17 protein-coding genes and 1 pseudogene are annotated in these 19,854 nt (G+C 61.9%); 9 read left to right on the top strand and 9 right to left on the bottom strand.

All coding sequences use genetic code 11. The features are described 5' to 3' along the window. The first annotated feature begins 22 nt into the window (after positions 1–22). The 7 genes from F3Y30_RS07200 (at position 23) to F3Y30_RS07170 (ending at position 6,936) form a co-directional block, all read left to right on the top strand. Complete coding sequence (locus F3Y30_RS07200; protein WP_203425794.1) at positions 23–1,036, top strand: iron-siderophore ABC transporter substrate-binding protein; 1,014 nt, start codon at positions 23–25, stop codon at positions 1,034–1,036. Positions 1,037–1,042: 6 nt separating this feature from the next. Continuing rightward, on the top strand, positions 1,043–1,909 hold the full coding sequence (locus tag F3Y30_RS07195) for a siderophore-interacting protein (protein ID WP_246752897.1): 867 nt from the start codon (positions 1,043–1,045) through the stop codon (positions 1,907–1,909). Beyond that, entirely contained in the window at positions 1,906–2,985 is a 1,080-nt protein-coding gene (locus F3Y30_RS07190; protein ID WP_246752896.1) for an iron chelate uptake ABC transporter family permease subunit, read from the top strand. Before F3Y30_RS07195 ends, F3Y30_RS07190 begins: the two co-directional genes overlap by 4 nt. Further along, entirely contained in the window at positions 2,982–4,040 is a 1,059-nt protein-coding gene (locus F3Y30_RS07185) for an iron chelate uptake ABC transporter family permease subunit (RefSeq protein ID WP_203425792.1), read from the top strand. Before F3Y30_RS07190 ends, F3Y30_RS07185 begins: the two co-directional genes overlap by 4 nt. A 137-nt stretch (positions 4,041–4,177) precedes the next feature. After that, entirely contained in the window at positions 4,178–4,966 is a 789-nt protein-coding gene (locus tag F3Y30_RS07180; RefSeq protein ID WP_281435457.1) for an ABC transporter ATP-binding protein, read from the top strand. A gap of 217 nt (positions 4,967–5,183) precedes the next feature. Further along, entirely contained in the window at positions 5,184–5,402 is a 219-nt protein-coding gene (locus tag F3Y30_RS07175) for a hypothetical protein (RefSeq protein WP_203425791.1), read from the top strand. Between the two features lie 214 nt (positions 5,403–5,616). Next, positions 5,617–6,936, top strand: a complete 1,320-nt coding sequence (locus F3Y30_RS07170) for a glucoamylase family protein (protein ID WP_203425790.1) — start codon at positions 5,617–5,619, stop codon at positions 6,934–6,936. Between the two features lie 36 nt (positions 6,937–6,972). Here the strand turns inward: F3Y30_RS07170 and F3Y30_RS07165 are convergent, their stop codons facing one another. After that, positions 6,973–8,046: a GlxA family transcriptional regulator gene (locus F3Y30_RS07165; protein ID WP_203425789.1), complete on the bottom strand. Its 1,074-nt coding sequence runs from the start codon at positions 8,044–8,046 to the stop codon at positions 6,973–6,975. Between the two features lie 155 nt (positions 8,047–8,201). Here F3Y30_RS07165 and F3Y30_RS07160 point away from each other — a divergent pair, with 155 nt between their 5' ends. Beyond that, positions 8,202–9,218, top strand: a complete 1,017-nt coding sequence (locus F3Y30_RS07160; RefSeq protein WP_203425788.1) for a GlxA family transcriptional regulator — start codon at positions 8,202–8,204, stop codon at positions 9,216–9,218. A gap of 93 nt (positions 9,219–9,311) precedes the next feature. Here F3Y30_RS07160 and F3Y30_RS07155 read toward each other — a convergent pair whose 3' ends face one another. From F3Y30_RS07155 to F3Y30_RS07120, 8 genes and pseudogenes are all read right to left on the bottom strand, one after another. Further along, positions 9,312–10,658, bottom strand: a complete 1,347-nt coding sequence (locus F3Y30_RS07155; RefSeq protein WP_203425787.1) for an FAD-binding oxidoreductase — start codon at positions 10,656–10,658, stop codon at positions 9,312–9,314. Next, a pseudogene (locus tag F3Y30_RS07150) lies at positions 10,655–12,153 on the bottom strand (aldehyde dehydrogenase). The gene F3Y30_RS07155 and the pseudogene F3Y30_RS07150 overlap by 4 nt, the downstream one beginning before the upstream one ends. A gap of 1 nt (position 12,154) precedes the next feature. After that, positions 12,155–13,060, bottom strand: coding sequence for a dihydrodipicolinate synthase family protein (locus F3Y30_RS07145; RefSeq protein ID WP_203425786.1), 906 nt, complete (start codon positions 13,058–13,060; stop codon positions 12,155–12,157). 373 nt (positions 13,061–13,433) lie between these two features. Next, positions 13,434–14,471 carry a glycine betaine/L-proline ABC transporter ATP-binding protein gene (locus F3Y30_RS07140; RefSeq protein ID WP_203425785.1) on the bottom strand — a complete coding sequence of 346 codons (1,038 nt, stop codon included), beginning with the start codon at positions 14,469–14,471 and terminating at the stop codon, positions 13,434–13,436. Then, positions 14,464–15,351: a proline/glycine betaine ABC transporter permease gene (locus tag F3Y30_RS07135; protein ID WP_203425784.1), complete on the bottom strand. Its 888-nt coding sequence runs from the start codon at positions 15,349–15,351 to the stop codon at positions 14,464–14,466. Before F3Y30_RS07135 ends, F3Y30_RS07140 begins: the two co-directional genes overlap by 8 nt. Before the next feature lie 117 nt (positions 15,352–15,468). Next, positions 15,469–16,470, bottom strand: coding sequence for an ABC transporter substrate-binding protein (locus F3Y30_RS07130; protein WP_203425783.1), 1,002 nt, complete (start codon positions 16,468–16,470; stop codon positions 15,469–15,471). A gap of 120 nt (positions 16,471–16,590) precedes the next feature. Beyond that, positions 16,591–17,937, bottom strand: a complete 1,347-nt coding sequence (locus tag F3Y30_RS07125; protein WP_203425782.1) for an FAD-binding oxidoreductase — start codon at positions 17,935–17,937, stop codon at positions 16,591–16,593. Positions 17,938–17,941: 4 nt separating this feature from the next. Further along, the gene (locus F3Y30_RS07120) at positions 17,942–18,826 is read right to left on the bottom strand and encodes a dihydrodipicolinate synthase family protein (protein WP_203425781.1); all 885 of its coding nucleotides are present in this window, start codon (positions 18,824–18,826) and stop codon (positions 17,942–17,944) included. A gap of 283 nt (positions 18,827–19,109) precedes the next feature. Here F3Y30_RS07120 and F3Y30_RS07115 point away from each other — a divergent pair, with 283 nt between their 5' ends. Next, positions 19,110–19,823, top strand: a complete 714-nt coding sequence (locus tag F3Y30_RS07115) for a GntR family transcriptional regulator (protein ID WP_203425780.1) — start codon at positions 19,110–19,112, stop codon at positions 19,821–19,823. Positions 19,824–19,854: the final 31 nt, after the last annotated feature.

Raw genomic sequence — 19,854 nt, 5'->3', positions numbered from 1 at the left:
TCGGCGGCTTTCCACGGAGAAAATGCCATTGCATGCTCAGCACCGTCTTGCGGGTTCGCGTTGCCTGAACATCGTCGTCCTGTTCTCCGGCTTGCTGCTGGCCGTGAGCCTTTGGGCATCCGGCGCGACCGCGGCGGATGACGGTGTGTTCCCCGTGACCGTTGAGCACGCCCTTGGATCGACGACGATCGAAACCGCCCCCCAACGCATCGTCACCCTCGGCTGGAACGCTGAGGATATCGTCCTGGCATTGGGAGAAGTTCCCATCGCGATGCCTCGCTACAGCTTTTTCGAAAGCGGGATATTCCCCTGGAACGAAGAACGGCTTTCAGGATCTTCCCCCGTTCTGCTGGCCGGCAGAAACGTGGACTTCGAGCAGGTCGCCGCGTTGAAGCCCGACCTCATCCTTGCGACCTCGTCCGATATCGACGATCTGACATGGAACAGGCTTTCGACGATTGCTCCGACGGTCGCCTATCGATCGGGGCCTTTTGCCGCCGACTGGAAGGAGCAGACCCAACTCGTCGGCATGGCACTGGGGAAGTCTTCCGCCGCAGATCAATTGATCGAAGGCACGAGAGCATTCCTCGGGAAGATCGCGTCCGAGAACCCTCAGTTGCGCGGCAGGACCTTCACATTCGGAACCTATTTTCCGGGCAGCGGCGGTGTCGTCGTCTACCTGCCTTCCGACCCGCGCGTAGCGGCGCTGACCGACATGGGGCTGCGCCTCTCACCCGGTGTCGAGGCACTCGCCGCCGCCAATCCGGACGTGCCGTCCGTTTCCGTCAGTCTCGAGCAGATAGATCCGATCGATGCCGATATCCTGATCATGTGGTATGGCCCCGGCGCGCGCGCCGCGGCGGAGTCACAGCCTCTATTCAATACTCTCGGGGCCGTGAAGCGCGGCTCCTATGTGGCGCTCGAGGATCCGGTCGATGTCTGGTCCACGTCGGCGCTCAGCGTTCTTTCCATCCCTTACGGCTTTCCACGATTCGTGCCGCGTCTGGTTGAAGCTGCGCGACGTTCGCAGGAGTGAATGAGCATGCATGACGAGAATCATTCCCACGGCAGCGGTCACGAGCATGCTCATGACCACCATCACGATCATGACCACGACCACGATCATGAGCCCTATGTCGAGGACTACTTCTTCGCGACGACCACCGCGGTCACGCGCCTGAGCCCATCGATGATACGGGTGGTGCTCAAGGTGGATGGCGGCGAGCGCCTCATTCCGAGCGGCCACCCGGACGAGTGGGTAAGACTCGCCCTGAAGCCGGATTCCGACACCCCCGTGACGTTGCCGGTCCTGATGGAGAACGGCAAATGGGGCCGGCCCGACGGGTCGCAGCACTGCCCCAATCGTCCTTACACGATCCGGCGCTGGGAGCCCAAAACCTGCGAGATGGTGATCGATATCGTCGTCCACGAGGGCGGTGTCGCGGCAGGCTGGGCCATGAGCGCAAAAATTGGCGACGTGGTCGGCCTCTGCAATCCGGAGGGACGCCTGTGGATACCGAAGGGAAGCCATTGGCTGCTGATGCTGACTGACATCACCGGGCTTCCGGCCGTCGGGCGGGTGCTGGAGGGGCTGCCCGCGGGTTTCAAGGCGATCGTGCACATCGAGGTGCCATCGGACGCGGACCGGCAGGAGTTCGAAACGGCGGCGGATGTTTCCGTCACCTGGCATGCCTGCCATGGCCTCAAGGCCGAGCGGCCGGGCTATACGGAACTGCCGCGCATCGCAGCTGACATCGGCGAACTCCCCCCGGGTGACGGCTATATCTATATCGCGGGCGAAGCCAGGGCCGCTTCCGACTGCCGCAAGCATTTCCGCGACGGTCTCGGCTTCGACAAGAAGCGCATCGACGCCATCGGCTACTGGATCGAAGGGCAGGCGCGGGTGTGAGGGCACAGCCGGAACAAGCAGCGGACGCGTGGCCGGAAAAGCGCGGCAATCCGATATCCGTGCCGAAATCGAACGCGCGTCGCGTCCTTCTGCTTGTGCTCGGATGCGCGCTGTTGCCATGCGTCTGCCTGGCAAGTCTTCTGGTCGGCGCGCGTCCGGTCGCGGTCTCGACGGCCATCGACGCGTTGTTTTCCTATGACGGTTCGGTCGCGGAACACATCATCGTCCGCGACTACCGGTTACCCCGCACCCTGCTCGGTCTTCTCTGCGGGGCAGCCTTCGGTGTGTCGGGAGCGTTGATCCAGGCGGCAACGAGGAACCCGCTGGCAGATCCCGGCATCCTCGGCGTCAATGCCGGGGCAGCCTTCTTCGTGACGATTGCCGTCGGCCTGCTCGGTCTCACCTCGGTCGGCGCGACGATCTGGTTCGCTTTCCTCGGCGCCATCGTCGTCACGGTCCTCGTCTATCTCGTCGGCGCGTCCGGCCGGCATGGTGCGCAAGCGGTGTCGCCGATCCGGCTGGCGCTGTCCGGCGTGGCGATCTCGGCCGTTCTGTCGGGGATCGGTTCGTCGATCACCCTGCTCGATCCGCAGGCGTTCGACGCCATGCGCCATTGGCAGATCGGCACGATTTCCGGCCGCAACATATCGGACGTGATCGCCGTCGCCCCCTTCATCGTGTTCGGGCTGGTATTGTCTCTCCTTGCCGCCCGCTCCCTGAATGCAGTCGCGCTCGGCGAGGACCTCTCCCGTTCACTCGGCACCGATCCGCTGAAAACGCGACTGCTCGTGATCGTCGCCGTGACTCTTCTTTGCGGAGCGGGGACGGCCGCGGCTGGCCCGATCAGCTTCGTCGGGTTGATGGTGCCGCATGCCGTGCGCTGGTTCACGGGCCCGGACCAGCGCCTGATCATTCCCTTTACGCTCATCTGTTCGCCTATCCTCATGCTCACCGCAGACATAGCGGGGCGGCTTGTCGTCTTTCCTGACGAACTGGAGGCGGGCATCGTCACCGCCTTCCTCGGCGCGCCGATGCTGATCGCGCTTGTCCGCAGCACAAGGGCGAGAGCGCTATGACCGGATCCCCCTCTCCTGTCGGCAGCGGGCGTCCCGCTCCGGTCCTGCGGTGGTTCGGAGAGCGCCTGTCGTTGCGTTTCGACATGCGCGTGCTTGGCACTTCTCTGATGCTGATCGCGTGCTGCCTCGCCGTGGGCGCTGCCGCGCTGACGAGCGGCCGGTTTCCACTTTCACTGGCCCATGTCGTTTCCGCCCTTTTCGGACAGGCCGAAGGAGACGTCCGCATGGTGGTGGTCGAATGGCGCCTTCCCCGATTGGCGCTGGGATTCCTGCTTGGCGGCGCACTGGGCCTGAGCGGGGCGATCTTCCAGTCGCTGACACGCAATCCGCTCGGGTCCCCCGACATCATCGGCTTCTCCACCGGCTCCTACACCGGCGCGTTAGCCGTCATCCTTCTGTTTTCCGGCGGATACTACGAGACTGCGGCAGGTGGTCTTGCCGGCGGCATGCTTACCGCCGCCGCAGTCTACCTCCTCGCCTACAGACGCGGCGTCCAGGGTTTCCGGCTGATCATCGTCGGTATCGGCGTCTCGGCTATGCTGTCGGCCGTCAACGCATGGATGATCCGCGAGGCAAACCTGCAGGTGGCGATGAGTGCCGCCATCTGGGGTGCCGGATCGCTCAACGGTCTGGGCTTCGAACAACTGCGGCCGGTTCTAGTGGTTCTCTTGGTTCTGGTGCCATTGGCGCTTCTCCTTTCCCGGCCGATGCGACAGCTCGAGCTCGGCGACGATGTCGCCAGGGCCTCGGGCGTTTCGGCGGATCGGATCCGCCTCGGCCTGATCGTGGTTGGCGTGGCCCTGACTGCGATCGTTACGGCGGCGGCCGGCCCGATCGCGTTCATCGCGCTTACGGCACCGCAGATCGCGCGCCGTATCGCCCGCACGCCCGGCACCGTTCTCCTTCCCTCGGCGCTGACCGGAAGCCTGCTGCTGGTCGGAGCGGACTGGGCCGCGCAGCACGCGTTCAGCGTTCAGCTTCCGGTGGGCGTCATGACCGTCAGCATAGGCGGGCTCTGTTTCATCTGGCTGCTGATCCGGGAGGGACGCACGTGAGCCATCGGCCAGCAATCAATGCTCCGACCGGCGGCAATCCGCACGGGGCGGAACCAACCACGAATCATAAGCGAGACAGCACAATCCCGAAGGTTCCAGATCAATCCGGCGGTTCCAGCCGCCTCCATGCCGACAGCATCACGATCGGCTACGACCGCAACACGATTTCCACGGACCTTTCCGTCTCCATTCCGGATGGATCCTTTACCGTCATCGTGGGGCCGAACGCCTGCGGCAAGTCCACGCTGCTGCGTGCGCTGTCACGGCTGCTGGCGCCATCGTCCGGCGAGGTGATACTCGACGGCAAGAGCATTGCCCACACTCCGGCAAAAGAGGTCGCGCGCCGCCTGGGGTTCCTGCCGCAATCCTCCATCGCGCCCGATGGCATCACCGTCGTCGACCTCGTGGCGCGGGGGCGCTATCCGCATCAGTCTTTCTTCCGGCAATGGTCCAGGGCGGACGAGAAGGCGGTGATCGCCGCCATGGAAGCGACACGGGTCACCGACCTGTCGGATCGCCCGGTAGACGAGCTCTCGGGCGGGCAGCGTCAGCGGGTCTGGGTGGCGATGGCGCTAGCCCAGCAGACGCCGATCCTGTTGCTCGACGAGCCGACGACGTTTCTCGACATCGCCCACCAGATCGAACTTCTCGATCTTCTCCACGATCTCAATGCGGCGGGCCGCACGATCGTGGCGGTGCTGCACGACCTCAACCAGGCCTGTCGCTATGCAACTCACCTCATCGCCATGCGGCAAGGGCGGATTGCCAACCAGGGATCGCCGGGCGACGTCGTCACCGAACAGCTTGTGGAAGACGTCTTCGGCCTTCCCTGCGTCATCATCGACGATCCCGTCTCGAGCACTCCGTTGATCGTGCCCCGAAGGAAGGTGGCCAATGCCGAGGCTGGGCCCGGCAATCTCGCGTAGCCGACCACCCACCCGCCCCGTGCGGATCCTCGGAATCCGGGCGGCCCCGGGCGATCGGCTGGCCGCGGCGACGTCAGCGTGAAGATACCGAGGTTGTGCGCGCCGGAAGTTTGGATTGAGGAAGGCGCGCCGGTTGGTGTATTCACTCGATCTGTTGCCGGCATTGCAGGATGGATTGTGATGTGGCTGCGGCGTAGTCCGAAGGAGCAAGCATTTCGTGGCCGACGATAAAGTAGACACGATCGCGATACTGAAGGCGCTTGCTGAGAGCCCGAAGCGTGACAATAGCGCGTATCATCGGGCCATCGCCGAAGCCCGCCAGGCCTTCGAAGACGCAGAACTCGCCCTGGGCGGGCCGGTCCGTGTTCGAACCAAGACCAAGCTGAAACGCAGCGGCGAATACACCGTCAAATGGACCTTCAAACGCGTGACGTGATGGCGACTTCGTTGCACTGATCGATGCATTTCAGAGCACGGAGGAGATACGAACTGGACTTCAGGCACGTATCGTCCAAATATTGCATTCAGGTGGACAACAAAGCTGACGAAGGACGCGGCGTGCGCACGCATCTGCTGGATAGCTAACAGCTCACTGGCGCAAAGGCGGTCCTTTTCGATCCACGACATCCGAATTGTCCTTGGATAGCGATATGGCCCAACTGATTTCGACCGATCCGGACCTCCATCGCATGCCGACCGACCAGGATCTCGCTCGGCTGCAATTCACGACGCTGCTGTACTATCTGCATTGCACCAATCCGGACAACGGTCTCGTGCGAGACAAGACGGCGGACGATTCCCCTGCGAGCATCGCTGCCGTAGGGATGGCGCTCGCGACAATCCCGGTGGTGGTGGAGCGCGGCATCATCATCCGCAAGTTCGCGGCCAAGATTGCCAGAAGACGGCTTCAGTTCCTGCTGTCGTGTCCACAGGGCCCCGAACCCGACGCTTCCGGCTACAAGGGGTTCTTCTACCATTTCCTCGACATCGAGACGGGGCGCAGGGTCTGGGAGTGCGAACTCTCCACAATCGACTCGGCGTTCCTTTTTGCCGGCGCGTTGACGGTGGCGGCCTACTTCGACGGCGATGGCGCGGAGGAAGTCGAAGTTCGCCGCCTTGCCAACGCTCTCTACGAGCGGGCCGACTGGAACTGGGCATGCGACCACGGCTTGACGTTGACGCATGGCTGGAGACCCGAGAACGGCTTCATTCCCTTTCGATGGCGTGGATATGACGAGGGGCTGCTGCTGTATCTTCTCGGGCTTGGCTCGCCGACGCATCCATTGCCGCCGGAATCCTATGCCGCCTATACGGAAAGCTACGAATGGCGGAACATCTATGGGCGCGAACTGCTTTATTCAGGTCCCCTCTTCACTCACCAGCTCTCCCATATGTGGATCGACTTTCGCGGCATCCATGACGAGTTCATGCGTGAGCACAACAGCGACTATTTCCAGAACAGCCGCCATGCCACTTACGTCCAGCAGGAGTACGCGATCCGCAATCCCATGAATTTCGTCGGTTACGGCGAGCACTGCTGGGGCTTCACGGCGAGCGACGGGCCCGGCTGGGGAAAGCGGAGCGTTGACGGAGTGGAACGGGAGTTCTTTGACTATATCGCTCGCGGCGCACCCTTCGGACCCGATGACGGGACGGTGTCGCCATGGGTGGTCGTTGCATCGCTTCCCTACGCACCGGAGATCGTCGTTCCGACCGTCAGGAACTTCGCGCGGATGGATCTCGGCATGAACCGCCTCTATGGCTTCAAGCCGTCGTTCAACCAGTCATTCCCCGTCGATGGACAATCCGCCGAGTGGTGGGTCAGTCCATATCATTTCGGCATCGACCAGGGGCCCGTCGTGCTGATGATTGAAAACTACAGGACAGGCCTGCTCTGGAACACGATGCGCCAGTCCCGCCCCCTAGTAACGGGACTGCGCAGGGCGGGTTTCACCGGCGGATGGCTCTAGAGCCGGGCCGCATTCGTGCGCGTACTGCGACCGAGGCTAGGCGGAAAGCCTGTGGGCAAAGCTATCGAGTTGGGCGTCGCGACCGGGGTCAAGCGTTCTTGCAGAGACGCTTCGGGACCGTTCCCGGTTGGTGAGCTGGCCTCTCGTTTCGAGCGGGGTACAACCATACGTCTCGCGGTAGCACTTCGAGAAATGGGAGCCTGAGGCGAAGCCGCAGGCTATGGCGATCTCGATCACCGGGATCGTCGTCTGAACCAGCAGCAAATGCGCGCGCTCCAGACGAAGCTTCAAATAGTAGCGCGCGGGAGAACAACCCAGCTCACTTCTGAACAGCCGTTCGATCTGTCGACGCGAGAGCCCCACGATGGCCGTGAGGTCATCCGTCTCCAGTGGCTCTGTCAGGTTCTGCTCCATTTTCGCAACCAGTGCCACGACCTTGGGGTCCTGCACGCTCACACGCCTGGAGAAGGGAAGACGCTGCCGGTCTCCCGGTTCCCGCACGCGATCCACCAGAGCGAGTTCGCATATGCCGCTCACCACGCGGGCATCATAGTCACGTTCAATGATATGCAGCATCATGTCGAAGGTCGCGGCCCCGCCAGCGCAGGTATAGATGTTGCTATCGACATGGTAGATGCCAGCCGTGACGCTGGCGTCTACAAAGCGCTCGACGAATCCGGGCATGTGTTCCCAGTGGATGGCGCACTCCTTGTCATCAAGCAGTCCCGCGGTTGCCAGCACGTGTGCGCCGCTGCAGAGCGCCGCCAATGCGACGCCGCGGTTGCGGCATTCGCGCAACCATGCACTGGCCGCCCGGTCAGAATGTTCCGCGACGTTTTTCCCGGCGCATACGACGACCATCGAGGGTCGTTGCCAGGAATTGAGGTGCTGTCGCTCCATCGCAATCGCGTTGTCGACTTCAACCGATACGCCGCAGCTGGCGCGAACTTTACCCTCGACCGCCGAGGTCACCCGCCACGTATACGCTTCAACGCCCAGGACCGAGTTCGCCAGCCGCAGGGCCTCGATCGCGGACGAAAATGCGAGCAGTGTAAAGTCGGGCACAAGGTAGAAAACGATCTGTCGCTGGACGGGGCTGACTATGGTCATGGAAAGACTTCTCCCAATGATAACCGGACGGCCGTTTGCCTGTACGCTCGTGTGATCGGGTACCCTTGGAGTATTGACCCAGCCCGGAAATTAGAAAAGTATGGATGCGTCATTCTGAAAGTAGAATTGAGACATAGTGCGTGGATGGAAATCGCATGGCAAATGGCCGTCGGCGCAGTGGAGACGAAGCCAGACTCTCTGTCGGAATTGTTCTGTTGCACCGGTTCACGTTGTGCGCGTTCGCCAACTTTGTCGATGTGCTGCGCCTCGCCGCGGACGAGGGTGACCGAAGCAGGCCGATCCAGTGCCGGTGGAGCGTGATCGCCGCCGACATGAAGCCGATCGCAGCCAGTTGCGGTGTCTACCTCCAACCACAAGAGCCTTTCGGTGATCCAAAGCGGTTCGACTATGTCGTGGTCGTGGGCGGCCTCATCGACGAGATGGAGCACCCCAACCGCAAGCTGGAGGCCTTTCTACAACAGGCAGCAACGGCCGGAGTTCCGCTGGTCGGGCTTTGTACCGGAACCTTTACCCTTCACCGCGCCGGATTGATGGAAGGCTATCGCGGATGCGTGAGCTGGTTCCATCACCAGGATTTTCTCTCCCAGTTTGACGGACTGAAGCCGGTATCGGACCAGATTTTCGTGGTCGACCGCGACCGCCTGACGTGTTCCGGTGGTACTGGTACAGCGCATCTCGCAGCCTTTCTGGTCGACAGACACATCGGCAAGGCGCAAGCGACGAAGAGCCTGAACATCATGATGATCAGCGGGGCCGAGGACGAACGCGCGCCGCAACCCGGACTGACTCTGGATCTGGAAACAAAAGACCCGCTTGTCAGAAGAGCGCTTCTGCTCATGCAGCAGCGAATGGACACGCCGCTTTCCGTGGCTGACATCGCACGGCATCTGAACACGGGGAAGCGGCGCCTCGAACGCCACTTCAGAGATGCAATCGGCCTCTCTCCCCTTGCAGCCTACCTGGAGATCCGCCTTCTCCTCGCCCGCCACATCCTGGAGAAGACCGACAAGACGATCGCCGCAATCGCGGTAGAGTGCGGATTTTGCGATTCTTCCCATCTCAGTCGGAATTTCCGACGTCGCTTCGCGACAACTCCGCACGATCATCGATTGCTTCAGGGATCACGCGTCGGGGAGAATTTATCGCATTAGGCCCACCGGCCCTGCGCTGCGTGCACTCGGCATCGCGCCGTCACAAGGAGGCGCACGGAGGCTGTGAGTCATCTCCAATGATGGCTGGGACTCTCATTCGCGACGTGCCTTCCATTCCCTCCACCTCAGGAAGAGATTTGCGCCGATCGAGTCGAACGGGGATGGCGCCAGCCTCGTTGGCTCCGCCTCGGCGAGGAAATGTTCCGAGATCTTGGACGCACGACCTGTCAGGAGGTCGGCAGCGCCTATCCCGGTAAGGGTGCTCCTCACCGTCCCGAGGCCGTTGTCACAGCATGCGGAATAGAGACCATTTTCAAGTTCCCGCATCACCGCGACGCCGTTCAGGCTCAGGCAGAGATGTCCCGCCCAGCTGTACTCCATGGGAAGGTCCGCAATAGCGGGAAAACGGTCCGCAAACTTTCGGAGGTGAATGCGCGCGGCCCGCGCGAGGCCGTGCTCTGATGGCAACATTCCCGGCAGATAAGTTGCACAGGTGCGCGTAACGATGCGGTTTCCCCCCTGCGCGCTGTCGATCCGGCGCATGGTCGTGCCCATCGGATCCGAGGGCGTGATCCCCCAGCGCGAATGTCCTCCCAGCTTTGCGATGGTTGCATTGTCCAGCTCGACGGTCATCGAGGCGTACAGGAAGATGTGCATCAGCCTCTTGCGCTTGAAGCCGAAACTCTCGAGGTGCCCGTTATTGGCCATGACAACCTTGGCCGCACCGATCCGCCCCTTGGGCGTCGTCAGCTCCCACGCCGAGCCCTTCCGCTCGAAACGCTTGACCGGCGAGGACTCGAATACGTGGATTCCATCGCGCCTCAGCCCCTGACCGAGGGACCTGATATAGCCAGCAGGCTGCAGCATCACCGTCCCGGGAGTATAGAGGCCCGAAACGTAATGGCGACTTCCGGTCACCTCGAACATCGCTTTCGCGTCGAGCATTTCTCCGGGTTCGCCGAGACGCGAAAGATGGGACGCATAGCTGCGGTTCCGATCATGCCCGGCAACACTCGCGGCACCATTGATCTTTCCGGCCGGATCGAAGTAAGCCGGGTTGATGCCGTAGTCCTCGACGTTTGATCGGGCAAAGGCGATGGCCGCTCGATTGAGGGCGATCATCTCCTGGTCCGATGCAAGTCCCTTGCCGGCATAGTCCTCGGACGACAGGTCATGCGGCAGGTCGATCATGAAACCAGAGTTTCGGCCGGAAGCGCCTTCCGCCAGCCTCCCTGCCTCGAGGATGGCGATCCGAAGCGTTGGATCGTTCTGGTGAAGACGACGGGCAGCCGAAAGGCCTGCAAATCCTCCCCCCACGATGGCAACGTCCACATTCAGATCGCCATCGAGCACGACAGGCCCCGCGGCATCCGGGAGGATGGCGCTCCAGGCTGCCGGTCCGCGATGGACCGGCAGCCGTATGGCCGTGCGTGTGTTCAAGAGACAGCCTCGCCTGCGTCGTCCGTGAGGTCGATCCAGATCGTCTTTATGCGCGTGTACTGGTCATGGGCGTGGATGCCGTTGTCGCGCCCACCGAACCCCGACGACTTGAAACCGCCGAACGGTGTCGTGATGTCACCTTCGCCGAAGCAGTTGACGGTGACGGTGCCCGCCCGAATGGCGCGTGCACCGCGGATGGCCCGCTTGGCATTGGCCGTGAAGATGGATGCGGCGAGGCCGTACTCCGTGTCGTTTGCGAGCGTGATTGCTTCCTCGTAGCTTTCAACCGTAAGCACCGAGAGAACCGGGCCGAAGACCTCTTCGCGCACGACCTTCGCATCGCGATCGCTCACATCGATGATCGTCGGCTCCACGAAGCCGTCCTTCGCCTTGCCCCCGAGCAAGATCTTCTGGCCCTCGCCAAGGTAGGAGCAGACCTTGTCGAAGTGCGCCTTCGAGACCAGAGCTCCGACGCGGTTTTCCGGATTGAGCGGGTCGCCCATCGGCCATTCCCGGCATGGGCGATCATCCTTTTCAGGAGTTCGTCCTTGATCCCGCGCTGTACGATCAGGCGCGAGGAAGCCGAGCAGTTCTCGCCCATGTTCCAGAAGGCGCCGTTGACGATGTGGGCGGCCACACGGTCGATGTTCTCGACATCGTCAAGGACCACAGCCGGGTTCTTGCCGCCCATTTCCAGCGTCACTTCCTTGAGGTTGGAGTCCGCGGAATATTTCGGGAAACGCCGTCCCGTTTCGGTGGAACCGGTGAAGGACACCATGTCGACATCCATGTGTCTGCCAAGAGGCTCGCCGACTTCGGAGCCGCTGCCCGGCAAGACATTGAACACGCCCGGCGGAACACCCGCTTCCATCGCAAGTTCCGCCACGCGCAATGCCGTGAGGGTCGTTTCCTTGGCAGGCTTGACGATGACCGAGTTACCTGCCGCAAGCGCCGGGCCGATCTTCCAGGCGAGCATGAGAAGCGGGAAGTTCCAGGGCAGAACCAGCCCGACAACGCCAACCGGCTCACGGACGACCATCGCGATATGGTTGTCGGAGGCAGGCGAAACCTGGTCATAGATCTTGTCGATGAGTTCGGCGTGCCAGGACAGGCAATGAATCGTTTCCGGCACATCCACGTTCTCGCAGTCGTAGATGGTCTTTCCGCTGTCCAGGCTTTCCAGAACGGCAAGCTCGCGGGAGTTCCTTTTCAGCAGGTTGGCCAGGCGGATGAGAACTTCCTTGCGGGCACTCGGATGAAGGCGCGACCAGCGGCCATCCTCAAAGGCCTCGCGCGCCTTTCCAACCGCCAGCTCGACATCCTCCGGTCCGCATGAGGCGACCTCGGCAAGAACCTTTCCGGTGGCAGGGTTGATCGTTTCGAAGGTCTTGCGGGAAATCGCCGGCCGGAAGCTGCCGCCGATGAACGCCTGCGTCGGGAACTCGAGACCCGCTGCAATTGCCTTGTATTCGTCGTGTGTCAGAAGATCGCTCATATCATGCCTCCGCTTCGATTTCTGCAATCGTGCGCTTGAGAACGCGCACCACCTGTTCCAGCTGCCGCTTGTCGTCCTTGTTCAACGGCTTGAGCGGAGGACGCGGGGGACCTGCGACGAAGCCGTTCATTTCGGAGCCGTACTTGATGCACTGGATGAATTTCCCGCCCTGTTCCAGGACACGCATGAGCGGCATCATCGCGGACATGATGCGACGCCCCTTTGCGAAGTTTCCTTCGACGACGCAGGCCTTGTAGAGTGCGATATGCTCTGCGGGCAGAAAGTTCGAGCCGCCGCAGACCCAGCTGCGCGCGCCCCAGGCGAAGAACTCCAACGCCTGGTCGTCCATTCCGCATGACATCTGGATATGCGGGTAGTCGCGGGCAAGGAGATGGACGCGATTGATGTCGCCGGAGCTCTCCTTGATGGCGCAGAAATTCCTGCTCCGGCCGACGCGGTCGAGGAACTCCTCGCCCATGTTGATGCCCATGCGGCCGGGATAGTTGTAGAGCATGATCGGCAGATCGGCGGCGCGGTCGATCGCAAGCGCGTTGAGTGCGTTCTCAGTTTCGGTCGGAACCGAATAGGGCGGCGAACCGACCAGAATGGCGGATGCACCCATCTTGGCCGCGGCCTCCGCCATCGCGATCGAGTCTTCGAGACGAATGGCAACGGTGCCGACGACGAGCGGCACGCGGTCGCCGATGACCTCCTTGGCAAACCTGGCCATCTCGATGCGTTCTTCCATCGACTGGGCATAGTATTCGCCCGTCGAGCCGCCGTTGATGATCCCGTGAACACCAGACGAGATCAGGTATTCGATCATCCGGGCGAAAGCGTCCCGGTCGATTGTTCCGTCCGCATCATGCGGAGTTATGACGGGAGTGTAGATGCCGTCAAAATTCATGGAATCCCTCCTAGGTTTGTCCGTTCGGCACCCGACCCAGGTTTCGCCCGCCGCAAGCAACCGAAGTAGACATATTGTAGCTCAACAGTAGACAATATGTCTACAATAAAAATAATGATGATGCTCGATCGACTCGAAACGCCCCACAGCGCACGGAAAGCACCCCGCCAATGCGCCGACGTGAATAGGAAATACGGAAGCTTATCATGTCCGGGAGAAGGCCCTGACCTCGACGACAGGGTCCCGAGTAAAAGCCACCTGACGCTCGACCAGACCCGGTCAGGCTGATGCTGACGTTGGGCCGGCCGCTCTCAGGTACCATCCATCGCGCAGGCTTCTGCGCCGGTGCTGACTCTTGATCAAAGCCTGTTCTCTAGTGGGGCGAATTGACCATCGCGTTGGCAAGTTGCCGGAGCGAAACCACGCCCAACACTTCGCCGGCCGGGGAAACCACCGCGCCCTGCTCGACAGACTCTCGAGACAGGAGACGGAGGGTCTCCTCGACCGTTGTGCCGGCTACGACAATCGGCCCGCCCGATCTGGCTGAACGGTCCGGAGTCATCACGGCCTCGACATGGACGACGCGCCCTCGGTTCACTTCCTTGACGAAGTTGGCGACATAGTCGTCCGCGGGACGGAGGACGATGTCCTGGCTGGTGCCCTGCTGGATGACCTCGCCGTCGCGCAGGATGGCGATCTGGTCACCGAGGCGCAGCGCCTCGTCGAGGTCGTGCGTGATGAAGACGATCGTCTTGCGGATCTCCTTCTGCAGGTCGAGGAGAACCGTCTGCATGTCCATGCGGATCAGCGGATCGAGCGCCGAGTAGGCCTCGTCCATCAAGAGCACCGGCGCATCGTTGGCAAGCGCGCGGGCAAGGCCGACGCGTTGCTGCATGCCGCCCGACAGCTGGTTGGGATACTTCTGCTCGAAGCCCTTGAGACCGACACGCTCGAGCCACCGCATCGCCGTTTCGACGCACTGCGAGCGCGGAATGCCCTGCAGTTCCAGCCCGAAGACCGTGTTGTCCAGGATGTTGCGGTGTGGAAGAAGCGCGAACTTCTGGAACACCATCGCCGTCTGGTGCCGGCGGAACTCCTGCAGCTCGGCGTCGGACATCTTGACGACATCGACGCCGTCGACGAGCACCTCGCCGGCCGTCGGATCGATCAGCCGGTTGATGTGGCGGATCAGCGTCGACTTGCCCGAGCCGGAAAGCCCCATGATCACCTGGATCGACCCGGACGGCATCTCGATGTTGATGTCGCGAAGCCCGAGCACGTGGCCGTGCTTCTCGTTCAGTTCGCTCTTGGTCAGACCGTTGCGGACGGCATCGATGTGCGCGGCGGCGTTGGGTCCGAAGATCTTGTAGAGGTGGCGGATCTTGATGCCGCCGAAGACGTGGTCAGCCATGGACGACCTCCCGGTGCTTCTGGAGTCGCTTGCCATACGCCTGGCTGACCCGGTCGAAGATGATGGCAATGCCGACGATGGCGAGGCCGTTGAAGATGCCCAGCGTGAAGTACTGGTTGGCGATGGCCTTGAGAACCGGCTGGCCAAGTCCCTGCACGCCGATCATCGAGGCGATGACCACCATGGCCAGCGCCATCATGATCGTCTGGTTGATGCCGGCCATGATCGTCGGAAGGGCGAGCGGCAACTGCACCTTGAAGAGTTTCTGCCTGGGATCGGCGCCGAACGCATCGGCGGCCTCGAGCACGTCCTTGTCGACGAGGCGGATGCCGAGGTCGGTGAGGCGGATCATCGGCGGGATGGCATAGATGACGACGGCGATCAGCCCCGGCACCTTGCCGATGCCGAGCAGCATGACGACGGGGATCAGGTAGACGAAGCTCGGCATCGTCTGCATGACGTCGAGGATCGGATTGACGATACGCTGCATGCGGTCGGAGCGCGCCATCAGGATGCCGATCGGAATGCCGATGGCAATCGACAGCACCGTGCAGACGAAGATCATCGAGATCGTCCGCATCGTGTCGTCCCACATGTCGAAGTAGCCGATCAGCATCAGCGTCACGAGGCAGCCGAGGGTGATGCGGGTGCTGCGCGTGGCGGCATAGGCGATGGCGAGAATGAGCAGCGTGATGATCGGCCAGGGCGTCTTCAGCATGAAGCGCTCGGCGGCGATGAGAAAGTGCTGCAGCGGCGTGAAGATGCTCTCAATCATGTCGCCGTAGTTGCGCGTGAAGCCGCGGAAGCCGTCGTCGATCGCCTTCTTCATGTTGCGCAGCGCGTCGTCGTTCATATGCGGGAATTTGTAAAACCAATCCATTCGGTTCCCCTGGTCCAAAGAGCCGATCCGTTGTTCTTGTTGTTGTTCGGCAGGAAAGGTGCGACGCGCCATCCGGCACATCGCACGAGCTTGTTTTCGTGTTTGCCGGAGCGGCGACTACAGCGCGGCCTCGACCTTGGCGGCGGCGTCGGGCGACACCCAGGTCTTCCAGAGATCCGGGTTCTCCTTGAGGAAGTGCTTGGCGCCATCTTCACCGCTTGCCTGGTTGTCCGTCATCCAGGCCATCAGCTTGTTGACGGTGTCGTTGCTCCAGGAGCGCTTCGACAGATAGTCCATCACTTCGGGGCCGGCCTTTTCCGAGAAGGACTTCGCGACGAGGGTCACGACCCTATCCACCGGCCAATCGTTGGTCTTGGGATCGGAGCAGTCCGCGACGGTGTTGCACCGCTTCCATTCTGCCTCGTCGAAGGGGACGCCGTGGCTGAGCTTCACCATCGCGTACTTGCCGAGAAGCGCGGTGGGCGCCCAGTAGTAGCCTGCCCATCCTTCTTTGCGCTCGTAGGCCTTGGCGATCGAGCCGTCGAGGCCCGCCGCAGAGCCGGTATCGACCAGCGTGAAGCCGGCCTTCTCAAATTCGTAGGCCTTGTAGAGCTGTGCCGTTACGATCGTACCGCCCCAGCCCTGCGGGCCGTTGAAGATCGCGCCCTTGCTCGGATCTTCCGGATCCGGGAAAAGCTCCGGATGCTTCATCACGTCCTGGATGGACTTGATGTCGGGATGGGCGTCCGCGAGGTACTTCGGGATCCACCAGCCCTGCACGCCGCCGTCGGGAAGCGGCGAGCCGACCTGCACGATGCGGCCTTCTTCCGTACCCTTCTTGACGACATCCGGCAAAAGGTCGATCCAGGCTTCCGGCGCGATGTCGGGTTCGCCCTTCTCGGCCATGGAGGTAATGGTCGGCACGGTATCGCCGATGGTGATCTCGGCACTGCAGCCGTAGCCTTCGTTCAGGATGATCTTGTCGAGGTTGGAGATGACCTCGGCGCTCTGCCAGTTCATGCTGGCGATGGTGATGTCTCCGCAATCGGCGGCGTTCGCCAGCGATGAGCCGGCGACGGTTCCGAGGAGCAGGCAGGTCGATGCGAGCAGGCTTTTCATTCTCGTTCCCTCTTTTTGCGGCGATTATCGGTACGTGCCGGGGTGCCGCATTATCCGGCCGAAGAATTTACCAGCGATTCCAAACGGGACGTCGGTAGCGGCCCGTGCTCGTTCCTCCGTCTATTCCGCCCCCGCCATCCATTCGCGGAATGCGAGGTTCGCCTTGGCCCCGATCGTCGTCAGCGGCTGAGGTGGCAGCGACTTGGGCGCGTCGAAGCGCTTGTAGATTTCAGTCAGTCTCGAGTTGTGGCCGAGCATCAGTTCGGCCGCGGCAATCCCGGATGCGGTCGCCTTCGAAGCCCCTACCCCGTTGCATCCACAGGCCGCGAAAACGCCTTTCTCAATCTCGCCGAAAGCCGGGACGGAATTCCAGGTGACGGCCATCGCGCCAGCCCAGCGGTATTCCATCGGAATGTCGGTCAATGTCGGGAAGCGGGCCTTGAACTTGCGGTCATGCTGGGCACCTGCACGCCGAAGCGTTCCATCGCCTGTCACCAGACCTGGGTGGTAGGTGTAACGCGAGCGAACCAGGATGCGGTCGCCGTTCTGTCCCGGGACGCGGCGGACGGTCGTCCCCATGGGAAGCGCAGGCGTGGCGGCCCATTTGCGGTGTCCGGACAAGCGCGCCGGATCGAACTCGTGCGTCATCGAGGCAAAGGTGAAGATATGGAGCACCTGCCCCTTGAAGAACCCGAAGCTCTCCGCATGGCCGTTGTTCGCAAGGACGATCCTTCCAGTGCTGATCGAGCCTTCCGGGGTCTTTACCAGCCAACCTGCGCCAGTGCTCTCGAACTGAACGGCCGGCGTCTGTTCGTACACCGTCACCGGATCGACCAGCGAGTCCGCAACGCCCCGGATATAGGCCGCAGGCTGGACCATCACCGTGCCGGGAGTGAAAAGGGCCGACGTGTAAGAGCGTGTGCCGGTTACCTCGGCGATTTCCCGGGCGGAGAGGAGCTGATGCTTCTCCCCCAGCTTGCCGAGTTGGTCGGCATACGCTGTCAGATGGTGGTCTCCCTCGTCGCTGATTGCAACGCTGTAGCGTCCACACGGATCAAATACGTCCTTGCTCCACCCCTGCTCGGCCGCAATCGCACTCGCCAATGCGATCGCGGTCCGGCTGATAACGATCGCCTCTTTGCTCCTGGCAGCGGAATCGCCGCCGTAGTCGTCGGACGAAACCTCGTGCGGCAGGTCGATGATGAAGCCGGAATTGCGGCCTGCGGCCGCTTCGCCCACGACGTCAGCTTCAAGCACCGCCACCTTGAGGCCGGGATCGAGTTCATGAATGCGTCGGGCGGCGGAGAGCCCGGCAAACCCCCCGCCGATGATGACGACGTCCGAAGTGATATGCCCTTGAAGCCGGAGGCCTGCCCGGCGTGTCGGGAGCATGGCGACCCAGCCAGACGTCCCCGTGTTCCGGGGGAGCCTCGAGGCCGTGAATATCTTCTTCGAAGATGCAGCCACGGCCCTAAGCTTCCAGTTTTGTGAGGTCGCCGAGAACGGCCCGGAGGGCCTCGATCCGCTCAGCAGACAGAGCTCTCAACGGCTTGCGCGGTGCACCGGCGCCAAAGCCGGTAAGATCCGCTGCCGCATAGACCGACTGCACGTAGTCGCCCTCCCAGATCAGCGACATCGCGGGCTCCAGCGCGGACCAGATTTCACGGACTTTGTCCCAGTGTCCGGATGTTGCCGCCTTCACGAGAGACAGGCACGTGCGCGGGGCGAAATTCGCTCCGCCCCAGATCAGTCCGCTGCACCCTGCGAAGAGAGCAAAGGGCACCAGCGGGTCGGCACCGTTCATGACGGGCCGCCCGGCGCGAATGAGGGAAGCCTGCATGGCGAGATCGCCGCTGCTGTCCTTGACGGCGCAGAAATTCGGGATGTCACAGAGCTCCCTGAGCAGTGAAGGCGTGACGGTTACTCCAACCGCCTGCGGAACGTTGTAGCCGATGACGGGCAACCCGGCGCCGGCGACTTCCGTATAGAAATCGATGATGCTCTGGTCGTCGGTCGGGCCTTCGAAGAAGGGCGGAAGAACCATGACGCCATCGGCACCGGCATCGGCCGCTCGCTTTGTGCGTTCGACGACATCCGCCGTCAGCAGGGCCGAGGTTTGAGCAATGACCTTCGCCCGACCATTGATGATCTTCGAGCCACGCCGGACGAGTTCCTCGGACTCTTCCTTGGCGAGATAGACATGCATTCCCGTGCCTGAACTGAGCACGAAGCCCGGCACGCCAAGGGACAGGTAGCGCTCGATATTCTCCTCGAGCCTGGCGTAGTCGATGTGGCCGTTGCCGTCGAAAGGCGTCGTGATTGCGAGGTTCAATCCAGAGAATGGAAATTCCGTCATGGCTCAGTATCCACCGGGTTGGGCAATCACAGAGATCGCCGGCTTGTCGTGTTTTCCGTCGCGCCGCGTAAGTTCAGCCAGCGGCAGCCGCTGCGTAGACTTGTCGCCTACAATAGATAGACAATTGATAGACTGTCAATAGGCATGCCCTTTGGCGCCGCGGACAAGCGGTGAAGTTGCATGGATCCTGGTACGAGCGTACAGCGTGTCTTTGACAATTTAGCCTCGACCCGCATTGACTTGTCTATCTTTTGTAGACAATATCGGCGCCTAGGAGTTTGACATGGCGATAAACCAATTCCCCGCTGAAGCAGGCCCGGGCGCAGACAGAAAGACTACTCTCAGCAGCAGTCTGCGGCAAAGAATTCTCACGATGCAGATCGCGCCGGGCTCGGTCCTCGACGAAGTAGCACTGAGCGAGGAGTTCGGTCTGTCCCGACCACCCGTGCGAGAGGCGATGCGCCAACTTGCAGGCGAAGGTTTTATCGAGCTCGAGGCCAATCGACCTGCTCGCGTAACCTCGATGAACTACCAGTCCTTGAGAGATTTCTTCCTCGTCGCGCCGCTCATCTATGTGGCAACCACGCGGCTTGCCGCAGAGGTCGCGACGAAGGCGGACATCGCCACTCTGAGGGAGATCCAGGACAACTTTCGGGACGCCGTCCAAAGCGGCAATATCGATGGGCGGGTCTTTTACAACGACCAGTTCCATTTGCGTATCGGTGAGATCGCGAACAATGCCTACCTGCTGCCCAGTCTTCGGCGGCTGCTGATCGATCACGCGAGGATCGGAAAGATCTTCTACCGTCCCAACAACTCCCAGATGCATGAGGAACTGGAGGAAGCATCCCGTCAGCACGACGAGATCATCGATGCGATCGCCAACCACGACGCCGATCGCGGGGAAATCCTGATCCGCGCACATCTGGATCTGTCGCGGAAGAACATGGCGATGTACGCCGCCCCGGAGGGCTTGCAGATTCCGGTCGGGATTTGAGCATCCTTTCACGGAAGCATATCCCGGCAGT

The organism is Sinorhizobium sp. BG8 (assembly GCF_016864555.1).
Taxonomy (GTDB): Bacteria; Pseudomonadota; Alphaproteobacteria; order Rhizobiales; family Rhizobiaceae; genus BG8.
Note: the sequence above shows the minus strand (reverse complement) of the source record. Positions and strands in the feature narration are given on the sequence as shown.

Coding starts and splice junctions, on each gene's coding strand:
- F3Y30_RS07200 (WP_203425794.1), top strand. CDS start 23: ATGCCATTGCATGCTCAGCACCGTCTTGCGGGTTCGCGTTGCCTGAAC.
- F3Y30_RS07195 (WP_246752897.1), top strand. CDS start 1,043: ATGCATGACGAGAATCATTCCCACGGCAGCGGTCACGAGCATGCTCAT.
- F3Y30_RS07185 (WP_203425792.1), top strand. CDS start 2,982: ATGACCGGATCCCCCTCTCCTGTCGGCAGCGGGCGTCCCGCTCCGGTC.
- F3Y30_RS07170 (WP_203425790.1), top strand. CDS start 5,617: ATGGCCCAACTGATTTCGACCGATCCGGACCTCCATCGCATGCCGACC.
- F3Y30_RS07165 (WP_203425789.1), bottom strand. CDS start 8,046: ATGACCATAGTCAGCCCCGTCCAGCGACAGATCGTTTTCTACCTTGTG.
- F3Y30_RS07160 (WP_203425788.1), top strand. CDS start 8,202: ATGGCAAATGGCCGTCGGCGCAGTGGAGACGAAGCCAGACTCTCTGTC.
- F3Y30_RS07145 (WP_203425786.1), bottom strand. CDS start 13,060: ATGAATTTTGACGGCATCTACACTCCCGTCATAACTCCGCATGATGCG.
- F3Y30_RS07140 (WP_203425785.1), bottom strand. CDS start 14,471: ATGGCTGACCACGTCTTCGGCGGCATCAAGATCCGCCACCTCTACAAG.
- F3Y30_RS07135 (WP_203425784.1), bottom strand. CDS start 15,351: ATGGATTGGTTTTACAAATTCCCGCATATGAACGACGACGCGCTGCGC.
- F3Y30_RS07130 (WP_203425783.1), bottom strand. CDS start 16,470: ATGAAAAGCCTGCTCGCATCGACCTGCCTGCTCCTCGGAACCGTCGCC.
- F3Y30_RS07120 (WP_203425781.1), bottom strand. CDS start 18,826: ATGACGGAATTTCCATTCTCTGGATTGAACCTCGCAATCACGACGCCT.
- F3Y30_RS07115 (WP_203425780.1), top strand. CDS start 19,110: ATGGCGATAAACCAATTCCCCGCTGAAGCAGGCCCGGGCGCAGACAGA.